Below are 14,395 nucleotides of genomic sequence, written 5' to 3'. Positions count from 1 at the left end.
CGTCGCGCTTGTCGGAAAGAGCGGGGGCGCCGTTGAGGACCGCAAACCGCTAAGGAGCGTCGTGATGTTCGCCACCCGCTTCGCCCCCTCGCCTACCGGCCGCCTGCACAAGGGCCACGCCTTTTCGGCCCTGACCGCCTGGACGGCGGCGAAGGCGGCGGGCGGGCGGTTCGTGCTGCGCATTGAGGATATCGATCCGACGCGATGCCGGCCGGAATATGAGGCGGGCGTTCTCGAGGACTTGGCTTGGCTAGGTCTGGATTGGGAGACGCCGGTCCAGCGCCAGTCGGATCATCTTGGAGAGTACGCCGCCGTGATCGAAAATCTGCGGACGCGAGGCCTGCTCTATCGGTGTTTTCGCACGCGCAAGGAGATCCTGAGCGCCATCGGCGACGCGCCGCACGGGGCGATGGAGGCGGCGAGGCCCGGTCCGCATTCAGCCGACGAGGAGGCGCATCTGCTGGCCTCGGGCGCTCCGTTCGCATGGCGGCTCTCGCTGGATCGGGCGCGGGAGGCCTTGGGCGAGGCGACCTGGAACGGCCTGAGTTTCGTCGAGGAGGGCGAGGGTCCGAACGGCGAAAGCGGCGTCGTCGCCGTCGATCCCGAGGCGGCGGGCGATGTGGTTCTGGCGCGCAAGGATACGGGCGTCGCCTATCATCTGGCCGTGACGCATGACGACGCCTTGCAGGGGATCACACACGTGATCCGGGGCCAGGACCTGTTCGAGGCCACGCATGTGCAGCGGCTGATCCAGACCCTGATGGGCTGGCCGGCGCCGACCTATCGTCATCATGCCTTGCTGACAGGGCCGGACGGACGGCGCTACGCCAAGCGCGATCGCTCAATCACCCTGGCCGAGCTGAGGGCCGGCGGATTGACGGCCGAAGCCCTGCGCGCCGAACTGGGCTTCAGCTCCGCCGGCTGAAGATGCGCGAGGCGCCATAGCCTGTCAGGGCGGCCAGGACGACGCACAGCACGCCGTACAGCCACGGCCGACGGTGGGCGAACTCATAGATGTCGCGCTCCAGTCCGACCTTTTCGACCGTCAGGGTCAGATTCGACACCGACTGCGGCTCGCCGTCCTGAAACAGCCAGACCTCGGCGTAGTATTTGCCGGTGGGCGCCACGGTCGGCAGCTTGACCTCGGCGCGGAACAGGCCCCGGTCGACGAACTCGACGCCTTCGGAATCGGTGTCATAGAGGGCGGCGGCCTCCTTCAGCCGGATCACCGCGCGGCGCCAATCCAGATAGTCGTCGCCCAGACGGCTGACGACCACATCGCGCACGCCGTAGCGGGTGACGGTGCGGCTTTCCTCGGGCGCGTCGATGCGCAGGTGATCGACGCCGACGCCGAGGCGGCGCAGCTGGCCGAAGTCCGCGATATCACTGAGCGGGCGCGTCGAGGCGGTCATGTAGAAGCCGGGCGCACCCTCGAACAGCACGGGCCGGCTGTTCAGCCAGACACCGGACGTGCGCGTCTTCTTGACCAGGCGGATCGGCGCGTCCGGCCCGCGCACCACGACCACGACATCCGCAGGTTCGGGCGTCGGATTGAACACCGCGCCGTATAGGACGATGGACGCGCCCCGAAAGCTGCTGTCGACCCGGACCTGGGCGTCGGTCAGGGCGGCGGCGACGCGCAGGTCGCCGGTCGTCGCTTCGGACCGATCGAGCGGCGGGGCCGCGACGGGGGGCGGAGGGGGAGGAAGCGCCTGCATCAGTCGGCGATCCCCGGCGCGATCATGAAGATGTCGTTGGGCCGCACGAACAGATCCAGCCCCATCTGGATCCCGACCAGCAGAACGATCAGGCCCAGCGCCGCGCGCAACTCCTCGGCGCGGAACCGCCCGGCGAACCGCGCGCCGATCTGGGCGCCGACCACGCCGCCCAGCAGCAGGATGGTGGATAGGACGATGTCGACCGTCTGGTTTCGTCCGGCTTGCAGGATGGTGGTGATGGCGGTGGTGATGATGATCTGAAACAGGCTGGTGCCCACCACCGCGCCCGCGCGCATGCGCAGGATATAGAGCATGGCCGGGACCAGGATGAAGCCGCCGCCCACCCCCATGATGGCCGAGAGGACGCCCGCGAAGACGCCCAGGCCGAACGGCGGCAAGGCGCTGATATACAGACCCGACTTGGGGAACTTCATCTTCAGCGGCAGACCATACAGCCACATCGGCCGCCGACGCTGTTTGTGCGGCGCAGGCAGCCCCCGGCGGCGGCGCAGGATCTCGGTCAGGCTTTCGTTCAGCATCAGAATGCCGATCGCGCCTAGGAAGACGAGATAGGACAGGGCCACGACCAGGTCGGCCTGGCCCAGCAGGCGCAGGTAGCGAAACAGCTCGACCCCCGCCAGGGCGCCGGCCGCCCCCCCGGCCGCCATCACTGACCCCATCTTGAAATCGACCGAACCAGCGCCCGCATAGCGGATGACGCCCGACGTCGAGGAAGCCACGACGTGGCTGGCCTGGCTGGCGACGGCGACGGTCGGTGGAATGCCCAGGAAAACCAGGATCGGGGCCATCAGGAAGCCGCCGCCGATGCCGAACAGGCCGGACACGAATCCGACCACCGCCCCCAGGATCACCAGGGTCGGCCAGTTCACCGAAACCTCGGCGATCGGCAGATAGATGTCCAAAGGACGCGCCTTCGGCTGGAGCGGACACAAGAATCGCCGTCAGGCGGGCGAGGTCGGGGACGACCGGGCGACCGATAGCCGCCCGGCGCCTAGGAATCTAGCCTGTCGCCTGGGCTTGACCCTGCGACTGGGCCACGAAGGCGTCGGCGGCGGTGCGGGCCGCGCGCTGGGCCGTGGCGCTGGCCGTCGGACGCAGGCGCGTCACGGCGGCCTGGGCCTCCGCATCCCCGCCGCGCGCGGCGATCATGTACCATTTCAGCGCTTCGGTCGGATTCTTGGCCACGCCGTCGGCGCCGGTCTCGTAGATGCGCGCGACATTGTACTGGCTGTCCGGGAGACCGCGCTCGGCCGCGTTCAGCAGCCAAGTCAGGGCCTCGGCCTGATTGGTCGCGCCGCCGTCGCCTTCAAAGAGTTGCATCCCATACAGATGCATCCCGCGCGGATCGCCGCCCTCGGCCGCGCGACGGCCCCACTGACGGCTTTGAGCTGGGTCGGCGGGCACGCCATTGGCGCCGTCCAGATACAGCTGACCCAGATAGGTCTGGGCGGGGGCGTAGCCTAGGTTGGCGGCGCGCTTCATGCCGTCCAGGCCAGAGTTGTCGCCGGCCTCCAGCTTGCCGATCGCCGCCTCATAGTCCGCCGCGCCGGGGCCGCCGATGTCGAAGGTCGCTTTCGGGCCGGTCGGCGTCACCGCCGACGCGGCCAGCGGCACGGCGCCGTTTGTCGTCGAGCCGCCGCCGAAGCTGGGCATCTCGAAGTCCGGCGCACCGCCGTCGGTCAGGGACAGATAGCCATAGACGCCCCCGGTCAGGGCGACCGCCGTGACTGAAGCCAGAAAGGCCTTCTTGACCGTCGATCCGTCCTTGGACGCCTGCCGGTCCAGCCGTTCCTGCAGCTTGGACTTGCCGCCGCGCTTCAGGCCGAACCCCGACCGGGGCGCAGGTTCCGGTTCAGCCGGCGCGGTGATTGCAGCACGGGCGGCGTCGATGGTGCTGCGGGTCGAGGCGGCGCGGCCGGCGGCGGCGGCGGCTTCCATGCTGGAGCGCAGCCGGCGCGGATCCACGAACTCGGTTTCACCGCCGAAATCGTCGTCGTCCGCGTCTAGGACGGCGGCGTCACGCTTTTCGGCCGGTGCGGTCGAGAAGCCCGGCGACGTCGCCTCCAGCGCATCCTCGACGTCGGCGCCGCCGAAACCGCTGAAGGGCTGGATGATGGGTTCGACGCCGTCGGGATCGACCTGGCGCATCGGCATTTCGTCGGTCAGCGCCTCGGCGGGCTCGGCCTCGGTCTGACCGACGGGCGCCGATGGGAAGGGCGCAGCAGTCGCGACTTCGGGCGTCACCGGATCGCTGGACCAGGCGTCCTGGTCGGTGAAGGTCTCATCGGGGAAGGCGGCGGCGCGCCAGTCGCCTTCGATGGATGCAGACTGGATCGGGGCCTGTATGGTCGCCGAGGCGGCGCGTTCCAGCACCTGTCGCGCCGGGGTCCACGCGGGCTCATTGTCCAGCGGCTTGTCACGGATCGGCGTCGGCGCGCGGGCGTCGATGCTTTCGCGAGCCTCGGCCAGCAGACGGGCGGTGCGCTCCTCGCTCAGACGCATCCGCTCGGCCAGTTCGCCGGAGGCGCGGTCGTAGCGCTGCTCGATCTTGTCCGAGCTTTCCGACAGGCGTCGGCCGATGTCTTCCAGCGCCTGCTGCGAGCGGCGCTCGGACTGGGCGATGCGATCGCTCAGCTGGTCCGAAATGCGGGTGATCTCGCCGCCCAGCTTCTCCAGGGCGATGGCGTGGCGATCGTCGCTGGCGGTCAGACGTTGGTCGACGCGGTCGACGTGGCGGGCGAACTCCTGGTCCAGACGCTCGGCGCGGCGGGCGACCTCGGTTTCGATGGTCTGGCTGACGACGTCGGCGGCGGCGCGGGCGACGGCGTCGGTGCGACCGTCGTTGTCCGTCTCGACCTTCTTGACGCGCGCATTCAGGTTGCGGGCGATGCGCAGGACCTCGCGGCCCATGGCCTCAAGGCCGATAGCGCCCTTCTCTTCGGACGCCTTCAACTGATCGCCGACAGCCTGGACGGCGCGTTCGATACGGTCGATGCGCGCGCCGGTTTCGGCAGCGTCCAGACGCTGCATCATCTCAGCGCGATTGTTGTCGATCTGACGCGACAGGCTTTCGGCCAGCTTCTCGAAACGGGCCAGGTCGCGCGCGCCTTCCGGCTCGACGCGGCTTTCGGCCGTCCGCATCCGCTGGTCCAGCGCAGCGAACGAGCGTTCCAGCGTCTTCAGGGCTTCGGTCGTGCGGTTCTGGGCCTCGTCCAGACGCGCGCTGACCTGGGCCAGCATTTCCGTGCCGACGCCGGGGCCGGCGGCCTTCTCGACCGCCTCCATCCGCTCGCGCAGATCGCTGACGCCCAAACGCTGGCGTTCCTCGATGTCGTACAGGCGCCCGGTCAGGGCGCCCAAGGAGGTCTCGATCTTGCCGAAGGCTTCCTGGGTCGACGGGCCGGTGTCGCGTTCGAAGGCGCGCAGGCGGCGATGCCCTTCGCGCAATTCCTCAGCGATGTCGTCGATGCGGCGGGCGGCGCCCTGCGCCTCAACCTCTTGGCCGTCCAGCCGACGCATAAGCCCCGCGACAGCCTGATCCACGCCCTGAATGGCGACGGTCGAGCGACGTTCGGCGGCTTCCAGCCGGGCGGCGATCACATCGATGGAGGCGCTGATCCGCTGCTGGCTGTCTTCGACCTCATAGGCGTCGTCCAGACGGCGGCTGCGGTTGCGGCGTTCGTATTCGGCGGCCTGAGAGCGACGCGGCAGGGTGGCGTAGCCCTCCTCCTCGTCTTCCATGATCATGGAGTTGAGCCATTCGCCCAGCGTCATGCCGGACCGGCGCGCCAAATCCTTGGCGACCTCGCGTGCTTTGGGATCGATTCCCTTAACGCTCCACGGCGCTGCAGCGCTCACTGATTCGTCTCCCAGCCCATGCGACGAAGGCTATACCGTCAATATCGAGGGTGTAAACTGATGGTTAACCGCAATATCTAGCAGCGATATCCCAATCCTGTGGACATCACGCCAGACAGCCGGATTTGTGAATCATCTCGGTTAACGCGGCATGAAGATTAACCTCCCGGCAAGGGTTCGCTTGCCAAGCGGCGCGGCTTTCGCCACCTGCGGCGCATGAGCTTGACCACCACCCTCGTCCTGCTGGGCGTCGCCCTCGCCGTCATGGTCTTTTGCGGATGGCGCGGCGCCCGGCCGCCAGATCCGTTCAAGGGACCGCGCCTGATGCCGTGGCGGTTCCTGATGGTGGGCGCGGCGGCGATCGCCATGCTGCTGCTGATCCACCTGGCGACGCTATTCGGCGCCGAGCGTGCGCCCTGGATACCCGGCGCCTAGAGGCGGGAACCCGATTGGGGCCGGTCGGTTGAACCTTGCGAACCACTCAAGGAGAGACCGCGTGTCCGACAAACTGACCCCCGCCGAGGCCGAGAAGGAATTCTGGAAAAGCCTGAAGGAGTCCAACACCGGCATGCTGGGCATCGATCGCCCCGGCTATCACCACCAACCCATGACCGGTTTCGGCGAGGACGAGACGGGGACCATCTGGTTCTTCACCCGCGACGACACCGATTTCGCCCGTGACGTCGCCGGCGGCGGCCAGAACGGCATGTTTTGCTACCAAGCCAAGGACGGCAAGGTTCAGGCTTGCATCCACGGCCGCTTGGCCATCGATCAGGACCGCAGCCGCATCGAGAAATACTGGAACCCCGTCGTCGCCGCCTGGTACCCGGACGGCAAGGACGACGCCCACCTGACCCTCGTCCGCTTCGACGCCGACGACGGCCGCGTCTGGGTGTCCGACAAGGGCGCACTCGGCTTCGGCTATGAAGTTCTCAAGGCCAACCTGACCAAGAGCGTCCCGGATGTCGGCGGCGTGTCGGACGTGAAGCTGTAAGAAGACTGATTACTAATCTGTGGTGATCTGGAAAAGCCGGGGAGCGATCCCCGGCTTTTTACTGTCAGCAGCCAGATATCCGCTCGACCCCGGATATTCGCGAGCGGTCCACTCCCAACGCATCGAGCCGATCGGCACACTCCAGAAAAACATGATCGTTCGAAGCCAAGCGGACGATCGCGTCGTCAGCTGACGGCCAGAACTTGGCTCTTATAAATCCGACGTTGACCTGCTGGCCTTGGCGCAGCCCTCTGACCAGCGCCAAATCAACGCAGGCCTGGTCACGATCATAAGGGTTGCATCGCGACGCGTGATTGCGGCCCTCTCTGTCAGTGATCACGAGCACCGGCAGCCCCTTGTAAGACGATATGCCGACGCGACCTTCAACGGTGAGGCTTCATAAAAGAACTTGCCCGGATCAAGCGTCGGCGCCGCCGCGGTGAAGAGCGCGAAGGCGCCGACCGAAACAGCCAGAAGCATTACAACGACAAACCAGAAGCGCGACGCGGTCGACATCGCCTTCCAGTCCTCCAATGTCATCCCCCGAAGCACCAGGCCAAAACGGCCTTCTGGGCGTGGATGCGGTTTTCGGCCTCGTCCCAGACCAGAGAGCGCGGCCCGTCGATGACGGCGTCGGTGACTTCCTCGCCACGGTGGGCGGGGAGGCAATGCAGGAAGACCGCTTCGGGATCGGCGAGATCCATAAGGGCTTCATCGACGCCGTAATGTTCGAACGCCGCCAAGCGCGCCTCATAGTCCTGATCCCCCATGGAGACCCAGGTGTCGGTGACGACGACGTCGGCGCCCTTGACCGCCTCGCGCGGATCGCTGGTGAGGGTGACGGCGTCGCCGCCCTTGGCCAGGTCGCGAAGGTCAGGGTGGTATTCCGCCGGGCAGGCGACGTTCAGATGAAAGCCGAACTTGGGCGCCGCGTGCATGAAGCTGTGGCAGACGTTGTTGCCGTCGCCGATCCAGGCGATCGTCTTGCCGGCGATCGGCCCGCGATGCTCCTCGATCGTCTGCAAGTCGGCCAGGATCTGGCACGGATGCGACCGGTCGGTCAGGCCGTTGACCACCGGCACGGTCGAGACGCGGGCGAACCGCTCGACATCCTCGTGATCGTTGGCGCGGATCATCACCGCATCCACCATGCGCGACAGGACGCGGGCGGTGTCCTCCACCGGCTCGCCGCGCCCCAGCTGCATGTCGGAGGCCGTGGCGATGATGGACGAGCCGCCCAGCTGGCGGATGGCCGCGTCGAAACTGAACCGCGTGCGGGTCGAGTTCTTCTCGAAGATCATCGCCAGGACGCGGTCCTTGCCGGGCGCATCGGCGTCGGCGCGACCCTGGGGCCAGCCCTTGCGGGCGGCCTTGCGGGCATGGGCGTCGTCCAAGATGGCACGCAGATCCGCCGCGTCCAGCCGGTGGATGTCGAGGAAGTGCCGGACCATATGTCTAGCTCCGCTCATCCCCGCGAAGCGGGGACCTAGTGCTGTGGGCGACAGCCGCCCGTCGGGTGTTTCATCCGTCGATCCCGCGTTCTCGAAAGAAGTGGGTCCCCGCTTTCGCGGGGATGAGCGGATGTCGGGCTCAGGCCGCCAGCTCTTCGCGGGCGACCTCGCAGGCCGCTTCGAAACGGGCCACGGCTTCGCGGGCCTCGTCCAGCGTCAGGTTCAACGGCGGCAGCAGTCGCACGCAGTTGTCGCCGCCGCCGGCGATCAGCAACTGCTGCGTGTCGCGCGCCAGGGCCATGAACTCGCGATTGTTCGGCACCATCTTGATGCCGATCAGAAGGCCCTTGCCGCGGACGTCGGCGATCACATCGGGGAAGCGTTCCTGAAGGCCGGCGAACTGCTGCTTCAGATAGCCGGCGACCTCGTTGACGTTGTTCAGCGTCTCGGGGCTGTTGATCAGGCTTAGCGCCTTTTGACCGACGGCCATGGCCAGGGGGTTGCCGCCGAAGGTCGAGCCGTGAACGCCGACCGTCATGCCCTTGGCCGCCTTGGCCGAAGCCAGACAGGCGCCGATGGGGAAGCCGCCGCCCAGGGCCTTTGCCACCGCCATGATGTCCGGCGCCATGCCCGCCCATTCATGAGCCCACAGCTTGCCGGTCCGGCCCATGCCGCACTGGACCTCGTCGAAGATGATCAGGACGCCGTGTTCGTCACATAGGTCGCGCAGCCCCCGCAGGCATTGTTCTGGCATGGCGCGGCAGCCGCCCTCGCCCTGCACGGGCTCGACGATGATGGCGGCGGTCGTGGGGTTGGCGATGGCGGCCTTGATCGCCTCGTGGTCGCCCCACTTCAGCTGGTGGAAGCCCTGCATCGGCGGGCCGAAGCCCTCGGTATAGCTGGGGTTGGCGGCGGCGTTGATCGCGCCATAGGTCCGACCGTGGAACGAGCCGTCGAAGCCGTAGATGTCGATCCGCTCAGGCGCGCCATTGGCCGAGTGGTATTTGCGCGCCGTCTTCAGCGCGCATTCGACGGCTTCGGTGCCCGAGTTGGTGAAGAACACCACGTCGGCGAAGCTGGATTCGCACAGGGCGTCAGCCAGCGCTTCCTGACCCGGAATGCGGAAGATGTTGGAGACGTGCCACAGCTTCTCGGCCTGATCCTTGACCGCCTGGACCAGTTCGGGGTGGGCGTGGCCCAGGCCGTTGGTTGAAATGCCGGCGACGCAGTCGAGATATTCGGTCCCGTCGGTCGCCCACAGACGCGCGCCTCGGCCGCGTTCCACTTCCAGCGGCGCGCGATTGTAGACACCCATCAAATGCTCAGTGGACACGGGACCAAGACCTCCAAAAGCGAGACGGCCCCGGCGCGAGCGCGACGGAGCCGGATCAATACGGTCAGGCGTTGTCGGACGCGCGAGGGTCTTAGTCAACACCGGCGCCACGGACGCCCCGCGCTCGCACATCGGCGATCAAGACGCGCAACGCCTGCCGTTGATCCGTGTCCAGCACGCGCAAGGGCAGGATGAAGTTGGTGTTGGGCGAGGCTGCGAAGATCAGGCGATCCTTCTCCTCCACCACCGCGACCAGATTGCGCCAGCCGATGCGGGTGTCGAAATCCGCCCCCGACAGCGCCAGACCGCTGTCATCGATGCGCCAGTCGGTTGGCCTCTGCGCGATCGGCGACCGGCGCGCCGCCGCCATGACCCTGTAATGCGCCAGGACCGACAGCCCGATAAAGCCGTACAGCCCGACCAACTGCAGGCCGACGATCCAGCCGGTCCGCTCCAGGGGCAGGCCGAGGCAGACAGCGATGGTCGCCAGCATGGCGCCGCCCAGAAACAACACGGGCAGGTTCGCCCAGCGCCGGACGACGGGCCACGCCTTGACGGCCGCCCGACCTTCCTTCGGCGTCGGCTGGACGCCGCGAACCTCGATGACCGCCGTCACTCGCCGCCGGGCGTCGTGGCCGGGGCCGCCGGTGCGGTTTCGGCGGCGACCGCTGCGTCCTTGGCCTGGATTTCGACCAGCTTCTTGTCCAGCGCCAAGCCCAGGTCGGCGATGAACAGGCCGAAGCGGGCGACGTCGACGCCCTTCAGATACGACAGCTTGTCCTCGGTCGAGTGGATGCGCTGGAAGACGGGCGGGACAAAGCCCTCCTTCAGGCCGTTGTCCTTGCCGCCGTTGAAGGCCAGCCACATCTGGTGGGCGCCGACCGCATCTTGAGTACCCATCGACACCACGGGCACGCCCGCGGCCGAGAAGGCGCGGTCGTCGCTGGGCGGATAGGTCGGATAGGGCATGCAGTCGAAGCCGCGTTCGGCGCACAGGCCGCGCAGCGTCTCCAGCACGAAGGCCGATTGCGGCCCATTGTTCTCGCCATACATGACCGTCTGACCATAGGCGGCGACATCGGCGTTGATGACGGCGGCGATCCGGTCCTTGCCGTGTTTCTCAAGGAAGGCCTTGGCGCCCAGAAGGCCCAGCTCTTCCTGGTCGGTGAAGACGAAGAAGAAGCGGTGGGCGACCGGCTGGCCTTCCAGCGCCATGTCCAGCGTCTTGGCCGCCTCCATCATCGCCATGACCGAGCCGACGTTGTCGACGATGCCCTGCGACAGCGTCCCGTCGCGCAGCTTCACCGCGTCATAGTGGGCGGTCACCACAATGTCCTTGTCGCCCTGACCGACCGTCACGACGACATTGGCGCCTTCCATCGGACCGGTGGCTTGGTTGCCGCCCTCGAAGGTCTGGATTTCGGGCGTGAAGCCCAGCGTCGTCAGGAAACCGACCAGGACCTGGGTCCGCTCGGCGTTGGTGGGCTTGATGAACTGGGCGGCGCCGGCGGCGATGTCGGGGCGGTCGCCGGCCTGGGGCGTCGCTTCCTGAGCGAAGGCGGGTACAGCGGCGAACAGGGCCGTGGCGGCGACGAGCGAACGAAACAGCATGAAGCGGACCTCTCGGGGGAGCGATCCGCAACAGGTAGCGATCTAGCTCTTAAGACGCCAGCCCGAGCGGAACACCAGCCAGCAGACAACGCCCATGACGGCCATCAGCACGGCCGACCCTATGACGCCGACCGTCAGATTGCTCTCGGCATGGCCGATGAAGCCGTAACGGAAGCCGTCGATCAGATAGAAGAAGGGGTTGTAGCGGCTCAGCGCCCGGAACGGCTCGGGCAGGTTCTCGACCAGATAGAAGGTCCCCGACAGGAAGGTCATCGGCATGACAATGAAGTTCTGGACCGCCGACAGGTGGTCGAACTTCTCGCTCCACAGCCCCGCCAGCACCCCGGTCATGCCCATGATGAAGCAGGCGGCCAGGGCGAACCAGACGATGGCGAAGATGTTGGCGATGCCCAGCGGCGCGAACGGCAGCACGCAGATCGCCGTCACCAGACCGACCGCCAGACCGCGCGTCGCGGCGCCCAGCGTAAAGCCCAGCGTCAGCTCGAGCGGGCTGAGCGGCGGGGTCAGGAAGTCAGTCGCGGTACCCATGATCTTGGCCTGGATCAGGCTGGACGAGGCGTTGGCGAAGGCGTTGTTCAACATGGCCATCATGATCAGGCCGGGCGCGACGAACAGCGCAAACGGTGTGCCGTGCAGCGGCGGCCGCGCGTTCTGAAGCGCCACCACGAACACCAGCATATAGAGCAGCGTCGTGACCACCGGCGCCGCCACCGTCTGGGCGCCCACCTTCCAGAAGCGACGCACCTCGCGCAGATACAGGGTCTGCACCCCGATCCAGTTGATCCCCGGATAGCGACGCGGCTGCGGCAGGCCGGCAGGCCGGGTGGAGATCAGATCGGGCGTATCGGTCATGGCCCGCCAGATGCGCTCGACCGCCGCGCTTCGCAAGAGATCAGGCGAGATGGTCCTGAAAACGACGGCGCCGCCTTAACCTTAACGATGATTCAATATCTGGTTTCTGTGGACAGGATGATTCGCACATCTTGCGTCTCTTAACGGCTGGTTTACGATTAGTTGTAGGTCAAGACCCCGGAGGGGGAGCCTGGACCTAGATATTGAATCCAAACTCGCTGGAGGGTGGCATGACCGCAGGCTGGACCGACGACCGCGTAGGCGCGCTAAAGAAGCTCTGGCTTGAGGGCCAGTCCGCGAGCCAGATCGCCAAACAACTGGGCGGCGGGGTCACCCGCAACGCCGTGATCGGCAAGGTGCACCGTCTGGGCCTGTCGGGCCGGGCCGCCCCGTCGCAGCCGGCGCGCACCGTCGCCGCGACCTTCCGCACCGCGCGTCCGCGCCCGGCGCCGGCCGCTCCGGCGCAGCAACCTTCGGCTCCGCGCCGACTGGAAGCCGTCCAGCCCAAGCCGGTCGAACCCGCCGGGCCTGTCCCCGCCCCGATCCCGGACCTGCCGGGCACGGCGACCGTGATGACCCTGGGCGCCCACATGTGCAAATGGCCGATCGGCGACCCGTCGTCGCGCGAGTTCAGCTTCTGCGGCCGCCGCTCGTCGGAAGGCGTCTATTGCGTTGAACACGCCCGCGTCGCCTACCAGCCGCAAGTCCGTCGCGGCTCCAAGGAAAGCGGCTCCGACCTGGCCCGCAGCCTGCGTCGTTACATCTAAGGGCGCTACCGCGCTTCGCGCGACTTGAGCGCGGCGTTTCGCGCAGGGCGCACGACTGCGCTCAAGTCGTGAGCGACCGCGTCGCGAACGTAGCGCCAAAAAGATGCTCCTTATGGAGCCGACTTCCCCCTCGCCGGTTCGCGCAAGCGGCCGGCGAGACTTCAGGGGCGGGGCTGCGGTTCATCCGGGTTGACGCAGCCCCATCCGCCCTTGGATCAGTTCAGCACCCGCCGCGCATCCGGCGTATCCAGCGAGAACGCCGGAATCTGCGCCTCGAAACTGCGCCCATCCGCATCCGTCATATAATAGGCGCCCACCATCGAGCCGCTGTCGGTGCCCAGCGGACAGCCCGAGGCGTAGGCGTAGCTGCCGCCCGGCTCGATCACGGGCTGTTCGCCGACCACGCCGGGACCGCGCACCTCTTCGACATGGCCTTGGCCGTCGGTGATGGTCCAGCGACGCGCCATCAACTGGACCGTTGAACCCGTCAGGTTCACGATCTCGATCTGGTAGGCCCAGACCCAGCGGCCTTCGTCGGGATCCGACTGGCCCGCCAGATAGCTGGGCCGCACCCGGATCAGGATGCCGTTCGTCTCGGCGGTATAGGCAGGACCATCGTGCATGGGCTATATGCTCGCCCCGCCGCGCGCGGGCTGCAAGCGCGACTTGGAGACAAGTCGTGAAAACCGTGTGAGACAGACGCCATGAGCTCCTTCCAAGCGCCCCGTCCCGGCATCCTGCCCGCCCAGTCCATCGAGACGCTGATCGCCGCCGGCGCCGTCACGTCCGACACGCCCTTCGATCACGACCAGGTTCAGCCGGCCAGCCTGGACCTGAGGCTGTCGGATCAGGCCTGGCGCGTGCGCGCCTCCTTCCTGCCCGGCCGGCGCAAGGTCGAGGACCGCATCGCCGACGTGGCCATGCACGCCATCGAGATCACCGAGGCGGGCGTCGTGCTGGAAAAGGGCTGCGTCTATATCGTGCGCCTTCAGGAGCGGCTGAAACTGCCGAAAGGGTTGATCGCCCGCGCCAATCCGAAAAGCTCGACCGGCCGCGTCGATGTCTTCGTGCGTCTGCTGACCGATCAGGGCGCCAGCTTCGATGACGTCGCCGAAGGCTATGACGGCCCCCTTTATATGGAGGTCGCGCCCCAGACCTTCTCCATCCTGGTCCGTCCCGGCACGCGCCTGAACCAGTTGCGGCTCAAGGCCGGCGATCCGCCCAAGCTGGAGACCCGCTCGGTCGGCGTCGACCTGCAGGGTGGCGACATCGTCGGCTTCCGCGGGCGTCGCCATGCGGGCGTGGTCGATCTGGACCATATCGACGGCCACGACCCCCGCGACTTCTGGGAGCCGCTGAGCCTGCGCCGTGGCGAACTGCTGCTGGATCCGGGCGAGTTCTACATCCTGGCCTCGTCCGACGACGTCGAAATCCCGGTCGATCAGGCCGCAGAAATGACGCCCATCGATCCGTCGGTCGGTGAGTTCCGCGTCCACTACGCCGGCTTCTTCGACCCCGGCTTCGGCACCGACGAGGCGCATGGCGCGGGCTCGAAAGGCGTCTTGGAAGTCCGCACCCACGACACGCCGTTCCTGCTGGAACACGGCCAGATCGTCGCCCGCTTGGTCTATGAACCCCTGACCGAACGCCCCAGCCGCCTGTATGGCGAAAGCGGCAGCCACTACCAGAACCAGGGCCTGAAGCTGTCGAAGCATTTCAAGGCGTGGTGAGGCAGTCCTGACCGTCTCCTCCCCATCTGATGGGGAGGT

At 67.2% G+C, this 14,395-nt stretch carries 14 protein-coding genes; 5 read left to right on the top strand and 9 right to left on the bottom strand.

Annotation, left to right across the window (positions count from 1 at the left end):
- The first annotated feature begins 61 nt into the window (after positions 1-61).
- A complete protein-coding gene (gene gluQRS / locus QRN13_RS01335) occupies positions 62-925 on the top strand; it encodes a tRNA glutamyl-Q(34) synthetase GluQRS (protein WP_284876534.1) in 864 nt (287 codons plus the stop codon).
- Here gluQRS and QRN13_RS01330 read toward each other — a convergent pair.
- The 3 genes from QRN13_RS01330 to QRN13_RS01320 all read right to left on the bottom strand — a co-directional run bounded on the left by QRN13_RS01330 (position 909) and on the right by QRN13_RS01320 (position 5,597).
- Positions 909-1,718: a TIGR02186 family protein gene (locus QRN13_RS01330; RefSeq protein ID WP_091750657.1), complete on the bottom strand. Its 810-nt coding sequence runs from the start codon at positions 1,716-1,718 to the stop codon at positions 909-911. The genes gluQRS and QRN13_RS01330 overlap by 17 nt on opposite strands.
- On the bottom strand, positions 1,718-2,641 hold the full coding sequence (locus QRN13_RS01325) for a sulfite exporter TauE/SafE family protein (RefSeq protein WP_017506607.1): 924 nt from the start codon (positions 2,639-2,641) through the stop codon (positions 1,718-1,720). The genes QRN13_RS01330 and QRN13_RS01325 overlap by 1 nt, the downstream gene beginning before the upstream one ends.
- 97 nt (positions 2,642-2,738) lie before the next feature.
- Positions 2,739-5,597, bottom strand: coding sequence for a tetratricopeptide repeat protein (locus QRN13_RS01320; RefSeq protein ID WP_284876533.1), 2,859 nt, complete (start codon positions 5,595-5,597; stop codon positions 2,739-2,741).
- Positions 5,598-5,813: 216 nt separating this feature from the next.
- Between QRN13_RS01320 and QRN13_RS01315 the strand changes: the two genes are divergently transcribed.
- Both QRN13_RS01315 and QRN13_RS01310 read left to right on the top strand, forming a co-directional pair.
- On the top strand, positions 5,814-6,032 hold the full coding sequence (locus tag QRN13_RS01315; RefSeq protein ID WP_045810644.1) for a hypothetical protein: 219 nt from the start codon (positions 5,814-5,816) through the stop codon (positions 6,030-6,032).
- Positions 6,033-6,093: 61 nt separating this feature from the next.
- The gene (locus tag QRN13_RS01310) at positions 6,094-6,591 is read left to right on the top strand and encodes a pyridoxamine 5'-phosphate oxidase family protein (RefSeq protein WP_091750666.1); all 498 of its coding nucleotides are present in this window, start codon (positions 6,094-6,096) and stop codon (positions 6,589-6,591) included.
- 536 nt (positions 6,592-7,127) lie between these two features.
- Here the strand turns inward: QRN13_RS01310 and argF are convergent.
- From argF to QRN13_RS01285, 5 genes are all read right to left on the bottom strand, one after another.
- On the bottom strand, positions 7,128-8,042 hold the full coding sequence (argF, locus tag QRN13_RS01305) for an ornithine carbamoyltransferase (RefSeq protein ID WP_017506612.1): 915 nt from the start codon (positions 8,040-8,042) through the stop codon (positions 7,128-7,130).
- 139 nt (positions 8,043-8,181) lie between these two features.
- Positions 8,182-9,375 carry an aspartate aminotransferase family protein gene (locus QRN13_RS01300; protein ID WP_284876532.1) on the bottom strand — a complete coding sequence of 398 codons (1,194 nt, stop codon included), beginning with the start codon at positions 9,373-9,375 and terminating at the stop codon, positions 8,182-8,184.
- 91 nt (positions 9,376-9,466) lie between these two features.
- Complete coding sequence (locus QRN13_RS01295) at positions 9,467-9,991, bottom strand: YcxB family protein (protein ID WP_284876531.1); 525 nt, start codon at positions 9,989-9,991, stop codon at positions 9,467-9,469.
- On the bottom strand, positions 9,988-10,986 hold the full coding sequence (locus QRN13_RS01290; protein WP_284876530.1) for a M28 family metallopeptidase: 999 nt from the start codon (positions 10,984-10,986) through the stop codon (positions 9,988-9,990). The genes QRN13_RS01295 and QRN13_RS01290 overlap by 4 nt, the downstream gene beginning before the upstream one ends.
- Before the next feature lie 42 nt (positions 10,987-11,028).
- Positions 11,029-11,859 (bottom strand): ABC transporter permease, encoded by an 831-nt coding sequence (locus QRN13_RS01285; protein ID WP_045810698.1) that lies wholly within the window; start codon positions 11,857-11,859, stop codon positions 11,029-11,031.
- A gap of 230 nt (positions 11,860-12,089) precedes the next feature.
- Between QRN13_RS01285 and gcrA the strand changes: the two genes are divergently transcribed.
- Entirely contained in the window at positions 12,090-12,626 is a 537-nt protein-coding gene (gene gcrA / locus QRN13_RS01280; protein ID WP_091750679.1) for a cell cycle sigma 70 cofactor GcrA, read from the top strand.
- Between the two features lie 215 nt (positions 12,627-12,841).
- On the opposite strand, the gene apaG is transcribed toward gcrA, so the two are convergent.
- Positions 12,842-13,249, bottom strand: coding sequence for a Co2+/Mg2+ efflux facilitator ApaG/CorD (gene apaG, locus QRN13_RS01275; RefSeq protein WP_271042496.1), 408 nt, complete (start codon positions 13,247-13,249; stop codon positions 12,842-12,844).
- 81 nt (positions 13,250-13,330) lie between these two features.
- On the opposite strand from apaG, the gene QRN13_RS01270 reads away from it, so the two are divergent.
- Positions 13,331-14,356 carry a 2'-deoxycytidine 5'-triphosphate deaminase gene (locus tag QRN13_RS01270; RefSeq protein WP_045810652.1) on the top strand — a complete coding sequence of 342 codons (1,026 nt, stop codon included), beginning with the start codon at positions 13,331-13,333 and terminating at the stop codon, positions 14,354-14,356.
- Positions 14,357-14,395: the final 39 nt, after the last annotated feature.

This window comes from Brevundimonas sp. MEB006b, assembly GCF_030209705.1.
Taxonomy (GTDB): Bacteria; Pseudomonadota; Alphaproteobacteria; order Caulobacterales; family Caulobacteraceae; genus Brevundimonas.
This window is presented reverse-complemented; position numbering and strand designations above follow the sequence as displayed.

Bases quoted from the DNA above. Each gene is read 5' to 3' on its own strand.
- QRN13_RS01330 (WP_091750657.1), bottom strand. From the start codon at position 1,718: ATGCAGGCGCTTCCTCCCCCTCCGCCCCCCGTCGCGGCCCCGCCGCTC.
- QRN13_RS01315 (WP_045810644.1), top strand. From the start codon at position 5,814: ATGAGCTTGACCACCACCCTCGTCCTGCTGGGCGTCGCCCTCGCCGTC.
- argF (WP_017506612.1), bottom strand. From the start codon at position 8,042: ATGGTCCGGCACTTCCTCGACATCCACCGGCTGGACGCGGCGGATCTG.
- QRN13_RS01290 (WP_284876530.1), bottom strand. From the start codon at position 10,986: ATGCTGTTTCGTTCGCTCGTCGCCGCCACGGCCCTGTTCGCCGCTGTA.
- QRN13_RS01285 (WP_045810698.1), bottom strand. From the start codon at position 11,859: ATGACCGATACGCCCGATCTGATCTCCACCCGGCCTGCCGGCCTGCCG.
- gcrA (WP_091750679.1), top strand. From the start codon at position 12,090: ATGACCGCAGGCTGGACCGACGACCGCGTAGGCGCGCTAAAGAAGCTC.
- apaG (WP_271042496.1), bottom strand. From the start codon at position 13,249: ATGCACGATGGTCCTGCCTATACCGCCGAGACGAACGGCATCCTGATC.
- QRN13_RS01270 (WP_045810652.1), top strand. From the start codon at position 13,331: ATGAGCTCCTTCCAAGCGCCCCGTCCCGGCATCCTGCCCGCCCAGTCC.